This is a genomic window from Sporomusa sp. GT1 (assembly GCF_014634905.1).
Lineage (GTDB): Bacteria > Bacillota > Negativicutes > Sporomusales > Sporomusaceae > Sporomusa > Sporomusa sphaeroides.
In genome coordinates this window covers 213,157-237,520 of sequence record NZ_BMBX01000002.1, presented here as the reverse complement: position 1 = coordinate 237,520, position 24,364 = coordinate 213,157, and the positions used below count along the sequence as shown (strand labels likewise).

Here is a 24,364-nt window from a genome sequence, read left to right as displayed (position 1 = left end):
AAATCACCTCACCTACTTCTCGCGTTTTTTCCAGCGGTCCCGGAAGGTTTTATCAGCGGCTGCCGGCAGATAGCGTGAGTTGGTCCAATTTGCCAGGATGGGCAATGCGGCGGTGATATAGCCGTTTTTGACAAGTGGCTTCTGCCCCAGGGAAGCAGCCTTCATGGCGAATTTATAGGTACTGGGCAGTTTGAAAAACCGTTTCCACATACCAAAGGCAAATTTTTCAACCGCGTCGGTATGGCCGGCGCTCACCCGTTTTTGCCGCAGGTTAAACAGCAGCTCCTGCAGCGGAATCTTAGCCGGACAGGCAAAGGTGCAAGCCGCACACAAGGTAGAGGCATAGGGCAGTTCACCCCAAAAGACCATATCGTTTTCCAGCAGCGGCGTAATCACCGAACCTATGGGACCGCCGTAAACCGAACCATAGGCATGTCCGCCGATCTGGCGGTATACAGGGCAGACGTTAAAGCACGCACCGCAGCGAATACAATGCAGTGCCGACCGGTATTCCTCATCTGCCAAAATGCGTGAACGTCCGTTGTCCACTATGACCAGGTGGAACTGTTCACAGCCATCAATATCACCAGGCTGGCGCGGGCCGTTGATCACCGAAACATAGCTGGTCACTTTCTGTCCGGTGGCGCTGCGCGGCAGCATGGACAAAACGGTTTCCAAATCTTCAAAGGTCGGGACAATTCGTTCCATCCCCATAACAGTGATTACGACTTTAGGCAGTGCTGTGCTTAAACGGGCGTTGCCCTCATTGGTAACTAGGGTAATCGAGCCGGTTTCGGCAACAGCAAAATTACAGCCGGTAATCCCCACATCGGCATTCATAAACTTGTCACGCAAAACTTTGCGGGCAAACCGGGTAAGCGCCGGCGTATCAGGCTCTACCTTCTCACCGTTTACCCGGGAAAATAGTTCGGCAATCTGGTAACGGTTCTTATGAATGGCAGGCACAATGATGTGGGATGGCGTTTCTCCGGCCAACTGCAGAATATATTCCGCCAGATCGCTTTCCACTACCTCCATCCCGGCCGCCTCCAGGGCAGAATTAAGGTGAATTTCCTCCGTAACCATAGATTTGGACTTTACAATATGTTTTGCTTCATACTGTTGGCACAGTTTGGCAATAAGCTGCCGGGCCTCTCCGGCGGTGGAGGCAAAGTGAACCTTGCCGCCTGCTTTTCTTATATTTTTGGTCAGTAATGCCAAATAATAATCAAGGTGGTCCACGGTATGCTCACGGATCAACCGGGTTTGTTCCCGCCACTCTTCCCAATTGGGGAGCTCGCGGGCTGCCTTGTCCTTGTTGCCGCTTAAGCGATCCACCGCTTTGCGGACAGCTTGACGCATCTGTTCATCCTTTAACGCTTTGGCTGCCCTGTCGCGAAGGTGCAGCACCGGCCTGTCACTCATGTTCTCAGCCCCTCATCTAACAATTCAGCAATATGCATAACACGTACATTGGACTTTTGCTTTTTCAGCCTGCCGTCAATATTCATCAGACAGCTTAAATCCACACCGACAAGGACATCGGCTTTGGTTTCCAGAATGTGTTTGGCTTTTTCATCCACCATGGCTTCCGATATTTCCGGCAATTTTATCGAGAAGGTACCGCCAAAGCCACAGCAGGCTTCTTCATGCGGCATAGGCACATAATCTATGTCCTTTATGTTCCGGAGCAAGGTATGAATATATTGGTCGGTATGTAAAAATCTCCGGGCATGGCAGCTGGAATGATAGGTTACCCGGTGCGGAAAACGCGCCCCCAAATCTTCCTGCTTCAATACTTTAACGACAAATTCACTAAACTCATAAATTTTCCCGATTAATTCCTGAGCCTGTCGATACTGTGTTGAATTCTTTTCAAACAAGACCGGATAGTATTCCTTGACAGCAGTAATACAGGAACCGGCCGGAGCCACCACATACTCGCTGTGCGCAAAAGCCGCAAGCATGGTCTCGGCTATCGGTTTGGCATAGTCCCAATAACCGCTGCTTAGCGCCGGTTGGCCACAGCAAGTCTGTTCCGGCGGAAAATCCAGGGTCACCCCGAGTTTTTCCAGAACACGCACCATGGACTCGCCAACCCGGGGATACATACTGTCACAAATACAGGTAATAAAAATAGATGCTTTCATTCCTTGGAACCTCCCCATCACGTTAGATTATCTATCAGTATATCTTCCACATTAAAATTCTTAAGTTATCTTCCAATAGTATCTTTTAACAAACCCTGCTATAGTTTGTGCATTTTATCCATCATTATCCTGTTTTTTTTACTCTGTGGCTGCAAATAATAGCATACATACACCAAAATAATCCTATAGCCTATTAGGGAGGAAATAACCATATGACTTGGACGCAAGAGTATCTGCCCTTGGGCAATCTCGCTTTATCGACCCTCGCGGCAGCCATTCCCATTATCGTAATCTTCTACCTGCTGGCCATTCGCCGCGCTCCCGGACAAATAGCGGGAATTGCGGCAATGATAACGGCTTTTCTGGTGGCCGTACTGGTCTATAAGATGCCGTTTACCACCGCGCTTACATCAACCATCATGGGTATCGCTTACGGCATCTTTCCTATCTTCTGGATTGTAATCACTGCCATATTCATTTACAACATGACGGTAGAAACCGGGAAATTTGACATTATTAAAAATTCCATTGCCACCATAACCGACGACCGTCGCCTCCAGGCACTCTTAATTGCCTTTGCTTTCGGCGCTTTCTTAGAAGGTGCGGCCGGTTTCGGCACCCCTGTCGCCATCTCGGCAGGAATGCTGGTCGGCCTTGGCTTCAATCCGCTGTATGCCGCCGGTCTTTGCCTGATAGCCAACACGGCACCGGTTGCTTTTGGCGGTATCGGCATCCCTATCATTGTTGCCGGGCAGGTTACCGGCATTGATACCATGAAGATAAGCCAGATGGTTGGCCGCCAATTGCCTTTCCTGTCAGCCATTATCCCCATCTGGTTAATCGTGCTGATGGCAGGCTGGAAGTCTGCTATGGAAGTGCTGCCAGCCTGCCTGATAGCCGGTATTTCTTTTGCTGTTGTACAGTTTTTGTCCTCCAATTACCTCGGTCCGGAACTGCCCGATATCCTCTCCTCACTGGCGGCCATTCTTTGCCTGACCCTTTTCCTCAAAACATGGAAACCGGCTACAATCTGGCGTTTTCCCGGTGAGGAAAAAAGCAGTACAACCGCCGCCACCCGGCCTTCCTATTCTACCGGGGAACTGGTTACCGCCTGGGGACCATTTATCATTCTTACCGTTATGGTTATTCTCTGGGGCCTGAAACCGATAAAGGCATTACTGGAAGCACCGACACTCTCTGTTTATGTGGCCGGCCTGCACAATGCCGTTATTCAGGTGGCACCGATTGCCAAAGTTCCCACCCCCATGGCAGCCGTATATAAACTCAACTGGCTGAGTGCGGCAGGAACCGCCTTATTCATTGCCAGTATCCTCTCAGCTCTGCTGCTGGGAGTGGGGCCCGGTCAGTTCTTCCGTATTTTTGGAAAAACCTTCAAGCAATTAACCAAACCCTTAATAACAATTCCCGCCGTGCTGGGCCTCGCCTATATTATGAACTACTCCGGCATGAGCTCAAGCCTTGGTCTGTTTCTCGCAGGCACAGGTTCATTTTTTCCCTTCTTTTCAGCCTGGCTCGGCTGGCTGGGAGTATTTCTAACCGGTTCGGACACCTCTGCCAACGCCCTGTTTGGCAACCTGCAGTCGGTAACCGCCCAGCAGGTGGGTGTTGACCCTGTACTGACAGTAGCTGCCAACTCCTCCGGCGGCGTTACCGGTAAAATGATTTCACCGCAAAGCATTGCCGTAGCCACCGCCGCTACCGGACTTGTCGGCAAGGAAGGCGACCTGTTCAGCTTTACTGTCATGCATTCGCTGGTGCTTGCCGTAATTATCGGTATAATGACCTATTTACAAGCCTATGTGCTGGCATGGATGATTCCATAGCGCCCCAGCGTCGCAGCGTTGTATGACGGCTGCCCGCGCCGGGCCTTGTATCGGCACACAAAATAAAAGGATGCCTCCGGTAGGTAGCATATAACCTACGGAGACATCCTTTTTCTATTGCACTGTTTAAAGACTTTTATCCATATAAACCGTATCCAAGGGGTCGTTGCCAAGTTCGCGGATAATAAACTGCTGACTTAACCAGAAGGGATAACCTCCCGGCAAAAACCGGTGGGTATGCAGACAGATGGCCGTATATCCAACACTGCGGCAATAATCCTCCATGACAGCCAGCAGCCTCCCGGCAATCCCCTGGCGGCGCAGCGAGCTGTCAATATAACAGCGGGATAATTCCGCCGTCCTGGGCACATCATAACAGCCTTTGACCTTATCAAGCCTGTCATCATATGGCCTGATGGCAATTGTCCCCACAACCTTCCCGGTTTGGTCAAAAGCGGCAAACATGGCCGTATTGTCTGCCAGCATATAGGCTTCCTCCATATGGGAGAGATCCCAGCGCACGGCTACGTCAGGTATATTGGGGTACACCTCATGCAGCATGGGAATAATAAAAGCCAGTGCGGCTTCCTTATCGTCTGCCGCTATTTTGCGAATCGTCCAATCCTTATATTTGATCTCCATGCGACCCTCTCCTTTTTCAAGTACCTGCATCCATACCACCGGCCCGGCTCACAGGTTCGGCCGGTAAAACTGCACCCAGCAGCGCCAAAGACACCGGGTGGGTAAGACAATGAATGTCCTCCATCGTCTCCAGTCTTTCCACAACTTCCCCGGCTTGCATGACTGCCAGCCGGTCGGCCAGACGGGCAACCGCCGCCAGATCATGAGAAATAAAAACATACGACATACTCAGCTCTTCCCGCAAAGCAGACAATAACTCAAGGATCTGCGCCTGCACCAATACATCCAGACTGCTGACAGCTTCATCGAGAACGATAAGCTTCGGCCGCAGAGAAATGGCCCTGGCGATGCACACCCGCTGTAATTGTCCGCCGCTGAACTGATGCGGGAACTTTAAGGCATCCTCAGCCTTAAGACCGACAAGCTCCAGCAGCTCCCCCACTGTCCGTAAAGTCTGACGGTAGGTTAAGCCTTCAAAATTTTTCAGCGGTTCGGCAATACTTTCGCCTGCTGTCATCCGGGGATTGACCGAGCTGAAGCAGTCCTGGAAAACCACCTGCAGGTCGCGCCGCACCGCCCGGATGGCTGCTTTATCCTTACCATAGAGATTAATGCCCTGAAACAGCACTTCCCCGGCTTCCGGTTTCTCAATCCCCAGAATAATCCGCCCCAGGGTACTTTTGCCTGAACCGCTTTCACCGACAAGGCCAAGGCACTCTTTTGCCCCTAAAGTAAGCGATACCGCCTTCGTGGCTTGCACCCGCCTGCCCTGTTTGAAAATGCCGCCGCCATGAAAATGTTTACTGACTTGCCGCAATTCAAGAAGCGGTTGTACTGCTGACATTGGCTAACCTCCGTTTGCGTGCTAAGCTGATGCTGTTGCGTGCATTCAGCAGCGCCTGGGTGTAAGGATGGCGGGGATGGGCAAATAGTTCCTGAACCGCGGCTTGCTCAACAAACTGGCCGGCCTGCATCACCGCAACTTCATCAGCCAGGCGGGCAATCACACCCAGATCATGCGAAATGAGCAAAATGCTTGTGCCAAATTCACGCCGCACCCCGGCCAGCAAATCGAGAATCTGAACCTGCGAAGTAGCGTCCAAAGCGGTTGTCGGCTCGTCGGCAATAATCAGGTCAGGCTGCTGCGCCAGCGCAATGGCAATAATCACCCGCTGGAGCATACCGCCGCTTAGCTCAAACGGATATTGGCGCAGCAATAAGCCGGGCTCCGGCAAGCCTACCTTGGTCATATACTCTATCGCAATTGTTCTGGCTTCCCGGGTGTCTGTTTTGCCATGGGACAAAAGTGTTTCAATAAAATGATCACCAATGGTACGGATGGCATCAAAGGCACTCATGGGATTCTGCATGATGAGTCCAATCCGGTCACCGCGCAGCTCCCGCCACTGAGAGGAAGTCAGACTGTCAAGACTTGTACCGCCCAGCCGGATTTGCCCGCCTGTCCGCATAATACCAACAGGCAACAGATTTAAAATAGAGAGGCAGGTCATGGTTTTGCCACAACCGCTTTCGCCTACCAGACCAAAAATCTCACCTTTGGCTATCTGAAAACTAAGCTTCCGGATCAAAGGCAGCAGCTGTTCTTTTTGTCTGATTGCAATTTCCAGATCTTCCACTGAAAGCAGTGGCTGCTTTGCCATACACAGTTCCGCCCTTCTGAGTAGCTTGTCAGCCCTAATCCAGTGAATACTTATTCTACCGTTTTAGAACTGACAGGCTACTAGCGTTTTCTCTTGGGATCGGCCATATCCCTGAAAGCATCTCCCAGCAGATTAAAGGCCATAACCACACTTAAAATCATCAACCCCGGATACGCCATCAGCGCAGGATAACCCCGTAAAAACGGGCGTCCGTCATTGATCATTGCCCCCCACTCCGGCGTAGGCGGCTGAATCCCCAGACCCAGGAAGGACATACCGGCAATGTGCAGAATAACCCAGCCCACATCAAGGGTTGCCAGCACGACAATTTGCGGCAGGATATTCGGCAAAATATGCCTGGCGATAATGCCCACCCGCCCGGTTCCGGCCACCTTAGCCGCCAGGACATAGTTCCTTTCCTTCAGACTAAGCACCATCCCCCGAATCATTCTGGCATACCAGGCCCACTGGGACAACGCCAGCGCCAAAATCACGTTCGGCAAGCCCGGACCCATAACCCCCACCAGGGCCAGCGCCAGAATCAGACTGGGAAAGGCCAAAAATATATCACACAGCCGCATAATAATCGCATCAATCCGGCCGCCGGCAAAACCGGCTGCGGCGCCTACCACAGTACTAATGGACAGCGTAACCGACATAACGGCAAAAGCCGCTCCCAGGGAAACTCTGGCCCCATAGATCAGGCGGGACAAAATACAGCGGCCAAGATGGTCTGTCCCCAACAGGTAACTTTCATCAGACGGCATTAATTTTCTTTCTAAAGCAACATCATTCGGATCATGCGGCGCAAAAACCGGCGCAAAAACAGCCAGCAGGATAGTAAACAATATAATCAGCAGCGCGAGTGCCGTCAGAGTGTGCCTGACCTCAAAATTACGAAAAAAAGCGGCAGATATTGGCCTCATTGCGATTCCTCTTTCAGACGGATTCTGGGATCAAGCCAGGCATAAGCAATATCAACAAGCAGATTGGCAATAACAAAAATGAAGGACATCATGAGGACAAAACACTGCACTACCGGATAATCCCGGTTCAGAATAGCCGATACACAAAACCGGCCAATTCCCGGCCAGGCAAACACGCTTTCCACAATTACCGAACCGGACAGCAAATGGCCGATGCTCATCCCGAGCGCTGTCACAACAGGCAGCATGGCATTTTTCAGTACATGGCGGCCAATCACCCAGCTTTCTTTCAGCCCTCTTGCCCGGGCATAGAGAACAAACTGTTGGTCGAGATTCTCCAGCATACTGGTTCTGAGCAGTCTGATATAGGTGGCAATATAGGCAAAGGACAAGGTTACTGCCGGCAAAATAAAATGCTCCCACGATCCCCGCCCCAGAGTAGGCAGCAGGTCCAGTTTGAGCGAGAAAAAGTACATCAGTAAAAAACCCAGCCAGAAATTGGGGGTGGAGGCGCTGGTAAAGGCCAGCAGGCGGCAAAAATTATCAAACCAGCCGTCTTTATACAATGCCGAAAAAATGCCCATAGGTATGCTGATTATCAGGGTAATCAGCAGCGATACACCGGCCAGTTGAGCGGTGGCCGGTACAAGCAGCATCATTTCATCCCACACAGGCCTATGTGTCGCATAAGACCTGCCAAAATCAAGGGTAAGCGCCTTTACCAGCCAATCCCCATACTGAACCGGCAGCGGCCGGTCAAGACCAAGTTCGGTCCTGACCGCCGCCACTGCCGCCTCTGTCGGCGGTATTTGTGATAATCGCAAATAGGCTTCCGCCGGGTCACCCGGCGTCAGGCGCAGGATAAGAAAAGTAATCAGCGAAATACCCACAAGCACAGGTATCAGGCTCAGCAGGCGTTTGACAATATACGAGACCATGCCGGCTAACCTCTATTCTTAAGAATTATTGAAGCTCCATTTTATCGAAAGGAATTTCATATTGGCTGCCCATGAAGGTAACACCGGTTATATTTTTAGAGTATACAGCAATATTCGTCAGGTAAGACAGCGGCAGATACACCGCCTGTTCGTGCAGGGTGGTGAGGATTTCCCGGTACAGTTCCTGCCGTTTGGCCTCATCGGTGCTGACAAGCACTGCTGAAGCCTTCCTGTCAATTTCCGCTTTCATCGGCAGGCCTAACTGTGCCTGATAATCGGCATGAACCGGCTCGCGCATCGAACCTACCAAGCTATGCGGATCAGAAGGCGCACCCCAGGTATCGTTGGAAATCAGATTAAAGTTGCCGTCCTTCTGACGCTGAAAGATGGCTCCCGGCTCCTCGGCAGTCAGCTTAACCTTCATCCCGATTTTCTTCAGGTCGCCCTGAAGCACTTCGGCAAGGGATTTTTGAATGGCATCAGTACTGGGAAAACAAAACTCCACTTCCAGCACTTGTCCGTCCTTTTCCCGGAACTCCCTGCCCGGGACTTCCTGCCAGCCGGCTTCCGCTAAGAGACTCTTAGCCTTAGCCTCACTATATTCATACGGCTGCAAACCAAGATTACAATACGGGAAATTCGCGGCAAGCAGGGTATCGGCCTTATGCTCGGTACCAAAGAGAACGCCTTTAATAAAGGCCTCTTTATTCACCGCATGCTGAATGGCCTGGCGCACCTTAAGCTCCTTGGTCGCGCCTTTATTGGAGTTAACGGCCAAAGCCCGGGTTGCCAGCGGCCCGGACAGCTTGGTTTCATATTTTCCCGAAGCCTGCAGCTGCTTAAAGGCATCAATACTGATATTTCCCTTACCATAAATCAGATTAAGCTCACCCTTCTCAAACGCAACCACCCTTGATTCACTGTCAGGAATAATTTTTACTACCAGCTTATCCACATTCGGCTTAGTCCCCCAGTAATGCGGATTGCGGACAAATACCGCCATTTCGCCCTGCTTATACTCACTCAGCATCCAGGGGCCTGTGCCAACCGGCTGCTTAATGCCCTCGGCAGTATTGCCGCTGTCCGGAAACTGGGAAGGCGACAGGAAACGAATGGGGCGGATAAGCGCCAAATCCTGCAATACCGGGTAATAGGCATCCTTTAGCACCAGCTTGAAGGTGCTGTCGTCAATAACCTGTGTTTCCTTGATTTGCCGGACAAAGGCCAGCCAGTCATGCCGCTTGCCGTTGGCCAGCACGGCATCAAAATTTTTCTTGACTGCCGCCGCGTTAAACACAGTGCCGTCAGAAAACTTTACATCCTTACGCAGCTTGAATATGTATTCTTTGCCATCAGGCGATACTGTCCAGCTTTCAGCCAGCCAGGGAATAATCTTTCCGTTGCCGGTGTACTGCACCAGGGGTTCATAAACCATAGCCTGCGCAAACAACTCATTCGGACTGTAGAGGTGCGGATTCAAGGGACCAACGTCTTTCGCCCAGGAAAAATTCAATACCTTTTCTTTAGACGTCTCCTTACTTGTCTGCGAACCACAGCCGGCTGCCAGGCTCACCAGCAGAATTAGGGAAATAACCAGTGCTGCAAACTGACTGAACCTGTTGGACTGTTTTTTGGTAGCTGCCATACTTTTTACCTCTCCCTTACTCTTATACGTCAACATAAGCTTCCTTTTGGCAAATAAAAAGACATGCAAACCAGAGGAGGACTCAATATATGTCCGCCAACGGCTTCATGCCTGTCTGTCGCTATTGGGACTGTCTCCTATGGATAAAGACCTGCGCTGCACTTAGCTTGACAAGAGCCTTCATGACTCTTACTTCACAATAATTGTACAATGATGTCGCTTTTTTGTAAATAGTGAAAAAATTATTAATCTCTATAGTAATACCGCGCTGTCAGTAATGAAATTATATCCTACAAACAATAGAGTCCAGCCGTTTCGCCTAACGGCTCGGACTTATTTTAGTGGGACAAGGGACCTGTCCCCTTGTCCCACTCAGTTTTTGGGAAAAGCCAGGTTTTGCAAAAATCTGTTTTGAAAGCCTGGCTGGGAAGCCAGTTCCACGTATTCGATCCTGTCTGCTATTTCCGTACAGCGCTTCAGGTTATCGGCAGACAATAGCGCCATTACGGCGCCGGTACCGGCGGCGTTACCGACAGATAGTATCGACGCTTTCTTGATTGCCGGCAGCATACCAATAAGTAATGCACTGTCGATATCAATATAGTTGCCAAAGGCGCCTGCCAGATAAATGCGGTACTCTGTTTCTGCTTTATTATTTAGCTTTGTCAGCAGAAACTCAATTCCTGTCCGTAAGGAGGACTTGACAAGCTGAATCTGGCGAATATCTGACTGGGTCACGGCAATGTCCTTGCCGTTCATCGTTTCAGCCCCTGCAACAAGGACAAATTCCCACTCGTTATTACTTTGCCTGAACCGTCGCTGCAAGCCGGGATGAAGTGCTGCTATCGCCGCTTGATTGAAACGCCCGCTGGTATGCAGAATCCCGGTTTTAATAAATTCCGCTATGGCTTTTACCATACCTGAACCGCAAATCCCTGCCGGTTTTCCCTCGCCAATCACGGTGCTTATAACCTGATCCTTTGTGATTTTGACATCACTGATAGCTCCTGGCGCCGCCCGCATGCCATCACGGATATGCGCTCCCTCAAAAGCCGGACCGGCTGCCGTCGAGCAGGCATACATCGCTTGGCCGTCATGTAAGACCATTTCACCGTTTGTCCCTAAATCTACCAGCAGTGTCGGGGCGGCGTCAAGATCTTGCCCTGCCGCCAGGACGGCCGCCGTTGTGTCAGAGCCGATAAAACTCGCAACATTAGGTAATATCAGGACTTTGCCCCAGGCATTTATCCCGATATCAATGTCGTTGGGACAAAGCGGGGCCAAATGGTTAAACAAGGCGGCGTAAGGTTGTTTCACAAGGGTTGACGGAGATATTCCCTGTACGAGATGTGTCATCGTAGTATTGCCTGCTATGGTTACAGCGTAAATATGGCTACTTTCAATGCCTGCTTGGCTGCAAAGCTCGTGAATAATGGCATTCATACAGCTTCTGATAAGCTGGGACAGACCCGCTAAGCCTTCCGCCGACTCACAGGCGGCTTGTATCCTTGTTATTACATCCGCTCCCCTGGAGGCTTGCGGGTTGTTTTTTGAGCATACGGCCACTACTTTATAGGTGTTTAGATCAACCAAGAGGCCAACAACTGTTGTTGTGCCTATGTCAAAGGCAACACCAAACAAGGCCGGTGATGTGTCTCCGGCTTCAACGGCTATTACCTCTTCCTGCAGGAGAGTGAGGGTAATCAGCTCGGGTTTTGCTGCCACTGCCTCCTGCAGGCTTCTAAGGACGGTTATATTGTCACAGCCTCCGGCAGCCGCCCCTGCTGTTGCCAGCGCTTGCCTGAGCATTGCCTGGAAGGAATAATGCTTACTAAGTGTGGGATACGCCGGTGCCAGCACAATCTTTTTTAACAGCGCTTTAGTAACCTCTACCGGGATTTGGGCTGCTTGTGCTTTTTGACTTACTTCCAGGCGGGGCAAACAGATGGTTACATCTGCCAGTGGGTAAATTTGGCAGGCTAAATACATATTATTTTTACCTGGCGGCACCGCATTGCCGTCACGGTCTGCTACCCGGCCCTCAAGGACCTGGACCAGGCAGCGCCCGCACGAACCCCTGCCATTGCAGTTGGCTTCTATAAATAGGCCGCCGTCAAGTAAAGTCCGCATTATGGTGGAAGCTGACGAGCAGCTTAGCACACTGTCATTGTCTTTGATCGTTAAAGTAAAGGTTTTGGCCGCCTTTTCCATTTACTTACCTCTTTTCTGCAACACTTACTGCCATGTTGCCGGCTAAGTCTGCTCTTCTTTGATATTTAACATAACGATAAAGCCGGCAGCCGGACCCAAGGCCATAATCCACCACACCCAGCTAAAGTTACCTGTCCAGTCAATGACTAACCCGAGAACAAGCGGACTAATTAAAGAGGCAATCTGGTACAGGAAGTTAGCTATGCCGCTAGCGGTAGCAGCCCATTGAACCCCCGCATAATTGGCAACCATTACATTAAGCATGGGGTTTGCCAGATAAGAGGCAAAAGCAGCGGAGAAGCTAAGTATATACAATGCGGTCAGTGAAGTCTCATAGCCGAACCACAGGGTTAACGGAATGGTAAGCGCCAGTGATACCAGAACAATTACCCGCCTGTTATTTAACCGGTCAGACAAGAAACCGGCCACAATCGGTGACAAAACACCGCCAACTCCATACCACATCATGACTGCACCGGCTTCCTTTACGGTGAAGCCGATTGATTTAATATAAACATTTGCCCAGGTTGCCACAGCTAACTGCAGCCACATTAAGCAAAACCCAGCCACACAAGTCAGCATCAAATTTTTATGCTGAAAGATAAAGGTAAAGCCGGCTGTCAATGATCCCTTCTCATTTTCCCTTGGCGCATTCGAACGCATAAATAATGCAACAAACACACCTGCAACAAAGGTTATTGTTCCCACCGACATAAAGGCGCCTTGCCAGCCAAACATTTGGTTAAGAGTAGGCGCCAAAAAATTTGAAATTAGGATACCGGCTGAAGGAGCCACCATAAGCAGGCCAAAAGCTCTGCCGCGTTCTCTTGCCGGAAACCATTCCACCAGTGCTCTGGCGGCCGAAGCGTACACAGCACCGGCTCCCAGACCGGCAATGATCCGCAGCACAAAGCCTGCCTCATAATTACCGGTAAATGCCAGGGACGAAGTGGAAACCCCCTCAAGCATCAGACTGACAGCCAGCACCACGCGTACACCAAACTTGTCCGCAATAATGCCAGCCGGAATTTGCGTGACAAGATAACCGATATAAAAAGCACTCATATAAGAGCCTGCCTGAGCCATACTCAGTTTCAGCACAGGAGCGACGGTTGTTATCAGGGGTGGCCAGGTAAAACGGGTAACGAAGGTGGCACAAAAACAAACAACTACAAGTGCGAGAATTACCCAGCGATAGGAGCTAAAGCTATTGTCGGTGTTCATCCTAAACCTCCTACTAAATAAAGTTATCCTAATTCAATCCTAAATCGTTGTCGCGCAATTCGTCAAATTCTTAAATTTCAAAAATATTATTCAAATTTTTCATATTACATAAAACAGACAACCTCTCCATAAAAACAAAACAAGCAATCTAACTAAATATGTTAGATTGCTTGTTTTGTCATCTGAGGTCTTAGCTATTGGATAACTATGATTAAGTTTCAATGGAACTAAACTCTACTGCTGAAGCAATGTTTATGATATACATGCAATCGATGTAAGCACTTTCAAAAAAAGCGGTATGGCCGGGTTGGAATTTGTGTTTTTCCAAATAACAAGGGTATTGCGAAAAGCATCTTCATCTAATATATCAACCACAGAAACTGTTTCAGGTATTGAAATTTTCGGATGCTTGGCTGTAAAGGAAACTCCCATTCCGGCTCCGACTTGCCAGAGTATACTTTCAAAATGATTGGACTTAAAAGCAATTTGTGGCGTAAATCCATGCCTTTGGCATAACTGTATAAGCCAGTTCACGCCATCTTGCGGTTCCTCTTGCGAAAGCACCATAAAAGACTCTTTAGCTAAAACCGACGGTGTAATGGCGGATTCCGCCGCTAAAGGATGGTTGACAGGCAACACAAAGGCTAAAGGCAGCCGGTAAACCAGTTGTGAGCAAAACTGGCGATATTCTAATTGCTGCCCCAGTTTAGTGATAAAGCCGAAATCCAATTCATTGCGCATCAATAATTCTTCGATCGTTTTTAAGGGATATATTTGAATATCCAATTTAATCTGCGGATAGAGTGTATAGAATTTTTTTAAGACCTCAGGCATAAATGGCAGTTGGCTGGTAAAACAGCCAATTTTGAGGATTCCACGCATGCCGCGCTGTACCTGCCGGGTATTATTCAAAATCTCATTGGCTTTCTGAATTAGGCTGTCACCTTCTTTAAGTAAATATTTGCCGGCTGCTGTCAATTCCAACGAGCGATAATGACGAATAAACAGTTTTACCCCAATCGTTTGCTCCAGTTCGGAAATCTGCTTACTTAAGGACGATTGGGAAATATAAAGCCGTTTTGCCGCTTCGGTGATGCTTAGACTTTTAGCTGCAGTGACAAATGCGGTTAAATGCCTAATATCCATATCACTATCTCCAATGCAATGTATATTTACTACAATCATATAACACTGGCATAACAATGGCAAATAAGTTACTGATTCGAAATTGGAATATAGTTATTGAATTTTAAGAATTTGACCAATTATTCATAATTGTCCTAGAATTTAATTGCGATCGCGGCTTCCTCAAAATTATGAGACTGATAATTTAACAAAGGAGAAATGTTGAAATGAACATAGACCTAAATGAGCTTTTTGAACAGCGGCTGGGCAGATATCAAGCCGCCCTTGCATTGGAGCCGGTTGACCGGATTCCCATTGCCATTGGCAGTAATAACTTCGCTGAATCGTATACTGCCAGCAATCCAGAAGTCATTTATGATCCCCAAAAATGGCTGCAGAGTGAACTGGATTTTATCCGTGATTTTCCCGAGTTTGACGTATTGCGGAATAACCGCTTCTGGGCACCGCTTCATGATACTTTAGGCGCGAAAACCTACAAGTTCCCTGGCCGCGATCTGGAATCGCATGTTGCCATTCAATTTTCCGAAGCGGAATATATGCTGGCAGATGAATATGATTTGCTAATTGCCAATCCGGGACAATTCATGCTGGAGAGGTTTTTTCCCAGAATCTTCAGCGAGCTGGACAAAGGTTCTGCCCGCTCCCATTTTGCCTTTCTTAAAGCCGGGATGGCCCAGAACATGTATGCCGAAATTATGCGCAACAGATCCATTCAATTACAAAATCAATGCGGTATGCCTCAACCGATGACAGGAGCTTTCCTGGCTCCGTTTGATGCCCTTGGTGACGTTTTGCGCGGGTTAACCGGCATTCTGCGCGATATCCGCCGGCAGCCTGACAAAGTATTGGAGGCTTGCGACATATTGGCGCCGATTATGGCCCGGGTTGCCTTATCGACCGCTGATCCGCTGCGCCGGTACCCGATATTTGTGCCTACTCATAAGCCGACATTTATGTCACCCAAACAATTTGACACTTTTTACTGGCCTTCTTTCAAGAAAACCATGGAAATGATTATTGCCGCCGGCTATAAAATCAGGCTGTATATGGAAGGCGATTGGGGCAAGCATTGGCATCATATGCTGGAGCTGCCAAAAGGCACCGTACTTTGCGATATTGATGACCAGGGCGATATTTTTAAGGCCAAGGAAGACTTCGGCCATCATATGTGTATTGCCGGCGGTATTCCCAGCCGGATGTTTATTCTTGGCACGCCGGAAGAAGTTGATGCCAGAGTCAAACTATTGTGTGAAAAGCTCGGCGGCGGCAGCGGCTATATGATGGGCGGCGGATGTTATCTTCCGGGAAATGCAAAACCTGCAAATGTACGGGCCATGGTTGATGCTGTCATGAAGTATGGCTGGTATGACAAAAACATCAAACCCAAGCGGCAGCTGCCATTGCCTGTCAGCAGTGAAATACCGGGATTAGGCCAGCAGCCGGTGCTTACGCCCTGGGAGGTAAAAAAGGCTGAGCTGGGCGGCATTGCCGGGGATGAAGCTTTGATCCGGAAGCCCTGGGAAACCATCGAGGGTATGGCCTTTAACTGGTTATGGAGCTGGGCATTTTAACGCTGGCACAATCTCATAGTGGAGGAATGGATTATTATTCTTTCATTCCTCTGCCATGATGCTTTAAACATAAATGGAAATTCATTGACAGGAATATCGGAATTTTCCAGAAAGCAAGGTGAATATATGAGTACGACCAATATGCAAGCTGAATCTTCGTCAGGCAAAAGTTTTCGCTGGATAATCCTGCTGCTGGCATTTGCGAGTTTTATGTTTACTTTTATGTCCCGTTTCAGTTGGCCGCCACTCATTCCGGTAGTAGGACCAGTATTTCAGTTCACCGCGGCACAGGCCGGCTCTTTTATGACCGCCTTCTATTTCGGCTATATCCTGACCCAAGTGCCGGCAGGCATTCTGTCAGACCGCCTCGGGCCTCGCTGGATATTGGCGGGAGGGTTGGTACTCCCCGGAGCTATGCTGTTCTTAATGCAATATATGGTCGACTATAATCAGGGATTCTGGTTACGGTTTGCAATGGGACTTGGCGCCGGTGCGGTTATGTCAGCGGCTTCCCGGGCACTGACAGAGTGGTTTCCTGCCAACGAGCGGGCAGTGGCCTGGGGAGTGCTGATGGCCGCGCCATCGCTGGGGCTGCTGCTGCCAAATTTTTTGGTGCCGATAATCAACCAGTCGATTGGCTGGCAAGGCGTCATGCAGGTTTTTGGCATAGCCAGTATTGTGATCGGGATATTGGTTGCCTGCTTTGTCCGTACCGCTGATAACAGCGTCAAAAGCAGCGGTAATCCGTTTGGCGGCCTGAAGGTTGTATTTACTACTAAAAACCTGATGATCCTTGCCGCTATGGGATTTAGCCTGATGTGGGCGGAAATTGGCCTGGCTACCTGGGCGAACGCCTATTTTAAACAATTAGGCTTTTCAGCCAAAGCCGGCGGCATGATCATGGTTGTATATGGCATCGGGGGCGTTTTAGCACCGCCGTCATCCGCCTTTTTGGTGAAAAAATTGGGCAACATGCGAAAACTTGTTTTTTGGTCATTTTTAATTCAAATTCCGCTCACGATTATTTTCGGGTACCTGCAATCCTATACAGTGCTGATGGTAATGGCTTTCCTGCTCGGTTATGTTTCCTATCTTGTCAATTCGCCGTTAAATATCCTGGTAACCGATGTCGCCGGCAAAGCCTGGGCCGCAACAGCCATCGGCTCAACCAACTTTATTTACCAGTTTGCCGCTATGATTTCGCCGATGGTTATCGGCTGGACAATCGATGCTACCGGCAGCTTTTTCTCAACCTGGTATATCATTGCAGCAGGTTCGTTGGCAGGCTTAATTTTGGTTTCCATGCTCAAGATGGAGGAAAAAGCCATCTAGTCTATGGCTGTGCTGGCGTAAAGTAAGACAACCCCCTTGGTCATCACAATGTATTTAATTGATTTGAGGAGGAGTACAACATGAAGAAAACGGCTCAAAAATGGCTGGCTATCTTACCACTGGCATTACTGGGTATTACAATGGCGGGAACTCCCATCATACCTATGCCTGCTTATGCAGCCTCAGAAAAATCCTTTAGCGATGTACCGGCAGGCCATTGGGCTTACGATGCTGTGGAAAAGCTTGCACAGGCCGGAATTGTCGATGGTTATGGGGACAACTCGTTCAAAGGGGATAAAACCATCAGCCGCTACGAATTTGCCTTTATTACAGCCAAGGCTATGGAGAAATTCGATACTGCCGGCGAAAGTAACCAAGAGTTGATTGATCAATTGTCCTCTGAATTCGCGGCTGAGTTAAACCGCCTTGGCGCCAGAGTCACCAAGGTGGAAACAAAGACAAATACATGGGTTGGCGGCGAAACCCGTATGCGTATTGTGCAAAATGATTCTAACCGGGGAGGCAAAAAATTGGGTGGTGCAGACCATTTCGATTTTCGCCAGCGCTTTAAATTCTGGGGTAATGTGAATGACAATATTAGCTGGGCAGGACGTATTTCGACCAGCACCAGCAACAAATTTGGCGATGCCGAGTCTTCCACCGGTTCTGATGTCAATCTTGATTTAATGACCGTAAGCGCCAAAGATACCTTTGGTTTGGACAATATTCGCATCGGCCGGTCTGCCCTCGATTTTTATACCAATGGTATCTTCGGCAAAGCCGGCAATGTAGATGGCGTGTATCTTAACAAAAAATGGGGAGATGTAAGTTTCCGCGGCTGGACCGGGAATATAAAATCCTCTGCCACAAATGATGCTAATCAGCTGACCACAGGCGAAGTCGATTTCAAACTCGCTGATAATCTTAATCTGAAAGCCGGTTATTATGCGGCAGATGTTGAAGGCACCAGCACTACGGCGGGGACCGGAACCCTCAACACCAATACGGGCAGGTTTGATAGTTCCCAGGGCTGGACTGCGGGAATGAAATACAAGTTTGGAAAATATACGCTTTTAGGAGACTATGTAAGCACAACCCTGGACGGCGCGACCAATTTGCCCAAGCATCCAAAAGGCTGGGCTGTGCAGGTCAGCAACAGCCAGGGACCAGCCGCTCTATACCCTGCTGTAAATCTTGTTAATCCTGCCAAAGTCGGGACAGATGCCTGGATGGTATCCTATCGCAATATTGACGCAGGTACTATTCCCAGCGGTGCAGGCGCATTCGACGTTACAGCCGTAGCCGACCCCACACAGCCATATAGTGTCTTTACTCATGGAACTGATAATGAAAAAGTATTATTTTTAGCTTATCAAAATGTAATTGCCAAAAATGTTCTGGTATCACTTGAATATCAAGATTTCAAAATTAAAAATAGAGGCTTGACCAATTTACCGTCCGACCGTTTAGACAAAACCTACATGATGAAACTTGAGTTCTTCTATTAAAAAGGATTATAGTTTGGCAGGCTTGTAGTAACAAATACACTTATAGGCAATTTCACATAGCCGCCGTAACAGTATATTTTTTACTATGTATTTGGAGGCAATTAACCTATGAAAAAACTTGATGCAATTGTTCTTTCCGCCCATACCTATCTTCGCATGAATCTATATGACAGTCACGTTGTCATTACCGACAAAGATGCCGTTGTTTTAGCATTTATTCCGGCACAGACTTACCATATAGATATTAAAGTAGGAGATTTTATGGCCAAGGGTAAGACAACGGCGGCCTGCCTGACTAACCGCCAACGGCAAGAAGTGATACTCCCCCAGGAACTGTATGGCACTAGATTAAAATTAATTGTCGAACCAATCATCGAAGACGATGGCGAACTATCCGGTACTATCGGTATAGGAACATCACTCAACCTTCAGGATACATTACACGGCGCTTCCGCATCCATTTCCGCCACAGTCGAAGAAGTAAGTGCTACCGCACAAGAATTAACAGCCAGCGCTTGCCGTCTGTCAGATGATTTACAAAAAGTTAAAATAAGCAGCCAGTCTGTTATTGCCGAAATCCAAAAAACCAATGATATTCTTCATTTTGTCAACGAAGTAGCAGAAAGTTCCAATTTGCTTGGTTTAAACGCTGCTATCGAAGCCGCCAGAGCTGGCAGACAAGGCCGGGGATTCGCTGTCGTTGCTGATGAAATTCGTAAGCTGGCTGCCAATAGTGCTCAATCGGCAAAGGACATTAGAGTAATTCTAAACGAAATTCAACGGGATACGTCAATGATTGTAGAAGCTATTTCAAGTATTGCCAATGCAGGCGAGCGGCAAGCGGTGTCAACGGAAGAAATTTCTGCTACCATGGAGCAGTTGACAGCAACAGCTGCCGAACTGGAGAAAATAGCAACCTTTTCCCCTTAACACAGATGAGTACTCAAAAAGAGAAATACAAGAAAAAAGTGTGCCGATAATACTTGATTGAAGGAGACAAGCTTAATGTTAATCATTGGAGAACTTATTAACACCAGCCGCAAAGCAATCCGGGAAGCAGTTGAAACCAGGAATGCAGCTTATATTCAGGAGGTCGCCGTCCAGCAGGAAGCTGCCGGCGCAAACTATCTTGATGTAAACTGCGGCACTATGGTTGGTCAGGAAATTGAATGCATGGAATGGCTGGTAAATACTATCCAGGCAGTTACCGACCTGCCTCTCTGCATTGACAGTCCGGATGAAAATGCCCTGAGAGCCGGTCTAACCCTTGCTAAGACGGTAAACGGCAAACGGATGATTAATTCCACAACTGCCGAAGAAAAACGCTATAAGGCGGTTTTGCCGCTTGTAAAAGAGTTTGACGCTAAAATTGTGGCTCTCTGTATTGAAGACGCCGGTATGCCGGAAACTGCCGCAGACCGCCTGCGCATCGCCAGCAAACTGATTGATGATATGGAGAAAGAAGGTATTCAGCAGGACGACATCTATATTGATCCTCTGATCAAACCATTAAGCACCAATGATAAATATGGTAAATCAGTATTGGATGCCATTTATGCCATTAAGAAAAAATACCCGGCAGTACATCTTACCTGTGGTTTAAGCAATATATCCTACGGATTTCCTAACCGGGCTGTGCTTAACCGCCTTTTCGTAGTCCAAACCATGACAGTGGGAATGGACGGCTATATATTAAACCCAACAGACAAGGCCATGATGGGTGTGGTATATGCGGGGCAAGCGTTACTGGGCAATGACAAGTATTGTAAAAATTATCTTAAAGCTCACAGAAAAGGGCTTTACGAATAACAAGCCAGACTGTTGCAGGCAATTTATATCAATAGAAATCGGAGGAATGCGTAATGGAAAAAGTGGATTTAGTAAAAGCGGTGACCGAGTTAGAGGAAGATTTAGTAATTTCAGCAGTAAATGAGCAACTTGCAGCCGGTATATCGGCGGTTGAGATTCTCAAGCAATTACAGGAAGGCATGGAAGGCGTAGGTAAATTGTATGAAGCCGGTGATTACTATTTATCAGAACTAATCATGTCTGCGGAAGTGTTCTCCAACGCAGCCGCACTTTTAGGCTCTGCCCTTGCTGCCGACGGGAATAATAAAACGATCGGCACCGTCATTCTGGGTACCGTAAAGGACGATATCCACGATATTGGTAAAAATATTGTTTCTACGATTCTGAGCTGCAACGGTTTTAAGGTAGTGGATATCGGTGTTGATGCTCCGATTGAAACTTTTGTTGAAGCAATAAAAGACAATAAACCTGACGTAATTGGCATGTTCTGCTTATTAACAACTGCGTTTGATGTCATGAAAGAAACAGTAGCTGCGGTGAAAGCTACCGGTACCAGTGCAACCGTTCTGGTAGGCGGCGGACCGGTTGATCTTAATGTCGCCGAATGGTGCGGCGCTGACGGGTATTGCAAAAATGCCTACGATGCGGTGGAAATGTCTAAAAAGGCTTCCAATATTAATTAAAGCCTAAAAAGATTCTAGTTTGTCATCTATCTATAGTTTCTTATAAATTAGTTTCTCTGATCGAAATCGTGCATCCGTATTTAGGGACAAGGGACCTGTCCCCTTGTCCCATGTCCCCTTGTCCCACAACAGGATTTTTCCTGGCTGGTTGCATATTTTTCTTCCTATGGATATAATATAAGAAAAGGACTGACGTGCTCTAACACGTCAGCCCACAGGTTGTCTAACCGGAAACGGTTAGCCCGATTTGGAGTTATTCAGGAAATAACCGCAAACTTAGCAGGAGGCGGTTATTTCTGCTTTATCATGAGCACAACAAGTGTTGCAAATGCAATCATTAAGTACATTGCCTCAAATGTTGACACATTACCACCTCCTTTTACCAAAAGGAAGTGGCTAACCGCTCCTGTACAACCTGTTACGCCAATTATAACATATTCTGCCAGAGCGAACAGGAAAATGTTGTCGCTGGCTTTTATCAGTCACCGTGCCGCCTTTTTTATGAGGGCGGCTTTTTTTTGTGGGACAAGGGGACATGTGGGACAAGGGGACAGGTTCCTTGTCCCATAAAAATTAATTGACAAAAACAACCTGAGATTATATTATTAGTTTGAATATCAAATAATTAGAGACTATGACAATCAGAACCTAGAGGAGGTTTCATATGAATTCTGTAGATGAACTAACCCATGAGCTGTTTACCTTTTTTGACGGGTTTTCTTCGTGGGAAAATTCGGTGATAAAGACAAGTGATTTGACGGTTTCCGAAGCCCACGCCATTGAAGTCCTGGGCCGCTATGGGCAGATGAATATGAAAAGCCTGGCACAGCATCTGGGAGTGACAACCGGAACCACTACCGTCACGGTGGATAGGCTGGAAAAGAAAGAATATGCCCGGCGGCAGTCAGTCAAAGAAGACCGGCGCGTCCATTTAATTACATTAACCCCCAAAGGCCAGCAGGCATTTGCCGAGCATCATCAGTATCATGCCGACCTGACCGAACAAATTCTCTCGGTGCTGTCCAACGAAGAGCACGAACAGCTGCTGAGCATACTTAAAAAAATTAACAAGGAGGCGTTTTAGGCATGTCTGCGCAAGAGAGAGCTTTACCTCAAACTGAGGCCAATGGTCCCCGGCAGGCGACCGACACCTCGCACAGTCATACACACGAGCACGGTGCAGGCGGTCACCTGCGCGATTGTCTGGTAATTGCCGCCACTTCCCTGCTGTTAATCGGCTATTGGTTTGAATGGCTGCCGTCCATCTGGGGAGTAGACACGGCCCTGTTGGCGGCCCTCATCGGCGGCGTGCCGATTGTGGCAACAGCAGTGGTGGCTATTTACCAGCGCGGCGACACCAAAGTAGGGTTGCTGGTAAGTATCGCCATCATCGCCTCCATTGCCATCGGCGAATATTTTGCTGCCGCCGAAGTAGCCCTGATCATGACCATCGGCGAAATGCTGGAACACATTACGCTGGAAAAATCCAATACCGCCTTAAAGAAGCTGGCAGAATTAGCCCCCTTAAAAGCCCGGCTCCTGGAAAATGGCAGCGAACGGGAAATTGCCGCCGAATTGGTAAAGATCGGCGACCGGCTGCTGGTAAAACAGGGAGAAAAAATTCCGGTGGATGGGAAGGTGCTGGCAGGGTACGCGACGGTTGACCAGGCTACGATAACCGGTGAATCCATACCGGTGGAACGCCGTGACGGTGCCGATGTGTTCGGAGGAACCATTGTAACCATGGGGGCTGTCGAAATGGTGGCCACCAAAGTCGGACAGGATACGGCACTGGGACATATCATTAAAATGGTGAAAGAAGCCCAGGCCAGCAAAGCCCCCAGCGCCCGGATCATTGACCGCTGGGCAAACTGGTTTGTGCCGTTAAGTCTGGCAATTGCCGTTTTGGTCTACCTGGTGACAGGCGATATTGTCCGGGGTGTAACCATTTTGATTGTTTTCTGCCCCTGTGCCATGCTGCTCAGCACACCTACCGCAGTAGCAGCCGCCATTGGCGCGGCCGCCCGCCGCGGCATTTTGATCAAAGGCGGCGAAAGCTTAGAGAAGCTGGGAACCATCGATACCGTCTTATTGGATAAAACCGGCACCATTACAGTAGGCAAACCGTCGGTGAAAGACCTTTGCTGCTATAACGGCTGGCAAAAAAACGACCTGCTGGCCATTGCCGCCGGCATTGAAAAACGCTCCGAGCATCATTTGGCCAAAGCCATCATCCAGGCGGCGGAAAAAGAAAATATCCCGCTGGCGGAACCGTCCTGCTGGGAACCGGCCATCGGGCAGGGCATCATTGCCGAAGCAGACGGCAGGCAGTTTTTGCTGGGAAACCAATTGCTAATGAAAAACAAACAGGTGCCGCTCACGCCGGAGCAGCAGGCCTACTGCCTTGAGCACCAGCAAGCCGGCGGCACGGCGGTTATCGTCGCAGCCGACGGGGCGGTTGCCGGAATTATCATTATCCATGATCCGCTGCGGGAAGGCGCCAAAGCCACTATTGCGGCCTTAAGCCGTGAAAACATCGGCAACATAGTGCTGTTGACAGGCGATGCCGCGGTGGTAGGCAACGCCATTGGCACCCAGGTGAATATCCCCACTGTCCATGGTGATTTGCTGCCGGCCGATAAGGCGAAATATATTGAAGCCTATCAGGCCGCCGGCGGTAAGGTAGCTATGATCGGGGACGGCATCAACGATGCGCCCGCCCTGGCCAAAGCCGATATCGGCATTGCCATGGGCTACTCGGGAACCGATATTGCCGTCGAGGCGGCAGATATTGTCTTACTGTCCGACGATCTGAACAAAGTGCCTGAGACCATCCGGAAAGGCCGCAAAGCCATCCGCACCATCTGGCAAAACATCATCGTGGCCAATATCATCAATCTGGCTGCCATCATTTTTGCTGCCTTCGGTCTATTAGGCCCGGTATTGGCTGCCATTGTACACAATGTTGGCTCCATCTTAGTTGTGCTCAATTCCGCCCGCCTGCTGCGGCAGAAATAAATTTGAAACAACCAAAGAATAAGCTTCAGATGAAGTTAAACCTTCACCTGAAGCTT

General features: G+C 48.9%; 21 protein-coding genes. 9 read left to right on the top strand and 12 right to left on the bottom strand.

Annotation, left to right across the window (positions count from 1 at the left end):
- Positions 1-12 precede the first annotated feature (12 nt).
- Together GT1_RS04690 and GT1_RS04685 are read right to left on the bottom strand one after the other, a co-directional pair.
- The gene (locus GT1_RS04690; protein ID WP_188397747.1) at positions 13-1,425 is read right to left on the bottom strand and encodes a LutB/LldF family L-lactate oxidation iron-sulfur protein; all 1,413 of its coding nucleotides are present in this window, start codon (positions 1,423-1,425) and stop codon (positions 13-15) included.
- Positions 1,422-2,150: a (Fe-S)-binding protein gene (locus tag GT1_RS04685; protein WP_075757784.1), complete on the bottom strand. Its 729-nt coding sequence runs from the start codon at positions 2,148-2,150 to the stop codon at positions 1,422-1,424. Before GT1_RS04685 ends, GT1_RS04690 begins: the two co-directional genes overlap by 4 nt.
- A gap of 212 nt (positions 2,151-2,362) precedes the next feature.
- Between GT1_RS04685 and GT1_RS04680 the strand changes: the two genes are divergently transcribed.
- The gene (locus GT1_RS04680; protein WP_188397746.1) at positions 2,363-3,994 is read left to right on the top strand and encodes an L-lactate permease; all 1,632 of its coding nucleotides are present in this window, start codon (positions 2,363-2,365) and stop codon (positions 3,992-3,994) included.
- 126 nt (positions 3,995-4,120) lie between these two features.
- On the opposite strand, the gene GT1_RS04675 is transcribed toward GT1_RS04680, so the two are convergent.
- From GT1_RS04675 to GT1_RS04635, 9 genes are all read right to left on the bottom strand, one after another.
- Positions 4,121-4,636: a GNAT family N-acetyltransferase gene (locus tag GT1_RS04675; RefSeq protein ID WP_075757782.1), complete on the bottom strand. Its 516-nt coding sequence runs from the start codon at positions 4,634-4,636 to the stop codon at positions 4,121-4,123.
- 16 nt (positions 4,637-4,652) lie between these two features.
- A complete protein-coding gene (locus GT1_RS04670) occupies positions 4,653-5,480 on the bottom strand; it encodes a dipeptide/oligopeptide/nickel ABC transporter ATP-binding protein (RefSeq protein WP_188397745.1) in 828 nt (275 codons plus the stop codon).
- Positions 5,455-6,297, bottom strand: coding sequence for an ABC transporter ATP-binding protein (locus GT1_RS04665; RefSeq protein WP_188397744.1), 843 nt, complete (start codon positions 6,295-6,297; stop codon positions 5,455-5,457). Before GT1_RS04665 ends, GT1_RS04670 begins: the two co-directional genes overlap by 26 nt.
- 80 nt (positions 6,298-6,377) lie before the next feature.
- Entirely contained in the window at positions 6,378-7,223 is an 846-nt protein-coding gene (gene nikC, locus GT1_RS04660; RefSeq protein ID WP_188397743.1) for a nickel ABC transporter permease subunit NikC, read from the bottom strand.
- Positions 7,220-8,161 carry a nickel ABC transporter permease subunit NikB gene (gene nikB / locus GT1_RS04655; protein ID WP_188397742.1) on the bottom strand — a complete coding sequence of 314 codons (942 nt, stop codon included), beginning with the start codon at positions 8,159-8,161 and terminating at the stop codon, positions 7,220-7,222. Before nikB ends, nikC begins: the two co-directional genes overlap by 4 nt.
- Before the next feature lie 25 nt (positions 8,162-8,186).
- Complete coding sequence (nikA, locus tag GT1_RS04650; RefSeq protein ID WP_188397741.1) at positions 8,187-9,806, bottom strand: nickel ABC transporter substrate-binding protein; 1,620 nt, start codon at positions 9,804-9,806, stop codon at positions 8,187-8,189.
- Positions 9,807-10,178: 372 nt separating this feature from the next.
- Positions 10,179-12,017: an ASKHA domain-containing protein gene (locus tag GT1_RS04645; RefSeq protein WP_188397740.1), complete on the bottom strand. Its 1,839-nt coding sequence runs from the start codon at positions 12,015-12,017 to the stop codon at positions 10,179-10,181.
- Positions 12,018-12,059: 42 nt separating this feature from the next.
- Entirely contained in the window at positions 12,060-13,241 is a 1,182-nt protein-coding gene (locus GT1_RS04640) for an MFS transporter (protein ID WP_188397739.1), read from the bottom strand.
- A gap of 252 nt (positions 13,242-13,493) precedes the next feature.
- A complete protein-coding gene (locus GT1_RS04635) occupies positions 13,494-14,387 on the bottom strand; it encodes a LysR family transcriptional regulator (protein WP_188397738.1) in 894 nt (297 codons plus the stop codon).
- Positions 14,388-14,593: 206 nt separating this feature from the next.
- Between GT1_RS04635 and GT1_RS04630 the strand changes: the two genes are divergently transcribed.
- The 6 genes from GT1_RS04630 (at position 14,594) to GT1_RS04605 (ending at position 21,290) form a co-directional block, all read left to right on the top strand.
- Positions 14,594-15,958, top strand: a complete 1,365-nt coding sequence (locus GT1_RS04630; RefSeq protein WP_188397737.1) for a uroporphyrinogen decarboxylase family protein — start codon at positions 14,594-14,596, stop codon at positions 15,956-15,958.
- Between the two features lie 126 nt (positions 15,959-16,084).
- Positions 16,085-17,290: an MFS transporter gene (locus tag GT1_RS04625; protein ID WP_223226056.1), complete on the top strand. Its 1,206-nt coding sequence runs from the start codon at positions 16,085-16,087 to the stop codon at positions 17,288-17,290.
- An 80-nt stretch (positions 17,291-17,370) separates the two neighbouring features.
- Entirely contained in the window at positions 17,371-18,798 is a 1,428-nt protein-coding gene (locus GT1_RS04620; protein ID WP_188397736.1) for an S-layer homology domain-containing protein, read from the top strand.
- A gap of 108 nt (positions 18,799-18,906) precedes the next feature.
- Positions 18,907-19,728 (top strand): methyl-accepting chemotaxis protein, encoded by an 822-nt coding sequence (locus tag GT1_RS04615; protein ID WP_075757772.1) that lies wholly within the window; start codon positions 18,907-18,909, stop codon positions 19,726-19,728.
- A gap of 75 nt (positions 19,729-19,803) precedes the next feature.
- Positions 19,804-20,607 carry a methyltetrahydrofolate cobalamin methyltransferase gene (locus GT1_RS04610; protein ID WP_075757771.1) on the top strand — a complete coding sequence of 268 codons (804 nt, stop codon included), beginning with the start codon at positions 19,804-19,806 and terminating at the stop codon, positions 20,605-20,607.
- A 53-nt stretch (positions 20,608-20,660) separates the two neighbouring features.
- Positions 20,661-21,290 carry a B12-binding domain-containing protein gene (locus GT1_RS04605; protein WP_188397735.1) on the top strand — a complete coding sequence of 210 codons (630 nt, stop codon included), beginning with the start codon at positions 20,661-20,663 and terminating at the stop codon, positions 21,288-21,290.
- A gap of 290 nt (positions 21,291-21,580) precedes the next feature.
- Here GT1_RS04605 and GT1_RS22715 read toward each other — a convergent pair whose 3' ends face one another.
- Complete coding sequence (locus GT1_RS22715) at positions 21,581-21,628, bottom strand: hypothetical protein (RefSeq protein ID WP_376741999.1); 48 nt, start codon at positions 21,626-21,628, stop codon at positions 21,581-21,583.
- A gap of 326 nt (positions 21,629-21,954) precedes the next feature.
- Here GT1_RS22715 and GT1_RS04600 point away from each other — a divergent pair, with 326 nt between their 5' ends.
- Together GT1_RS04600 and GT1_RS04595 are read left to right on the top strand one after the other, a co-directional pair.
- Positions 21,955-22,374 carry a MarR family winged helix-turn-helix transcriptional regulator gene (locus GT1_RS04600; protein WP_075757828.1) on the top strand — a complete coding sequence of 140 codons (420 nt, stop codon included), beginning with the start codon at positions 21,955-21,957 and terminating at the stop codon, positions 22,372-22,374.
- A gap of 2 nt (positions 22,375-22,376) precedes the next feature.
- The gene (locus tag GT1_RS04595) at positions 22,377-24,308 is read left to right on the top strand and encodes a cation-translocating P-type ATPase (protein ID WP_188397734.1); all 1,932 of its coding nucleotides are present in this window, start codon (positions 22,377-22,379) and stop codon (positions 24,306-24,308) included.
- The last annotated feature ends 56 nt before the right edge of the window (positions 24,309-24,364 follow it).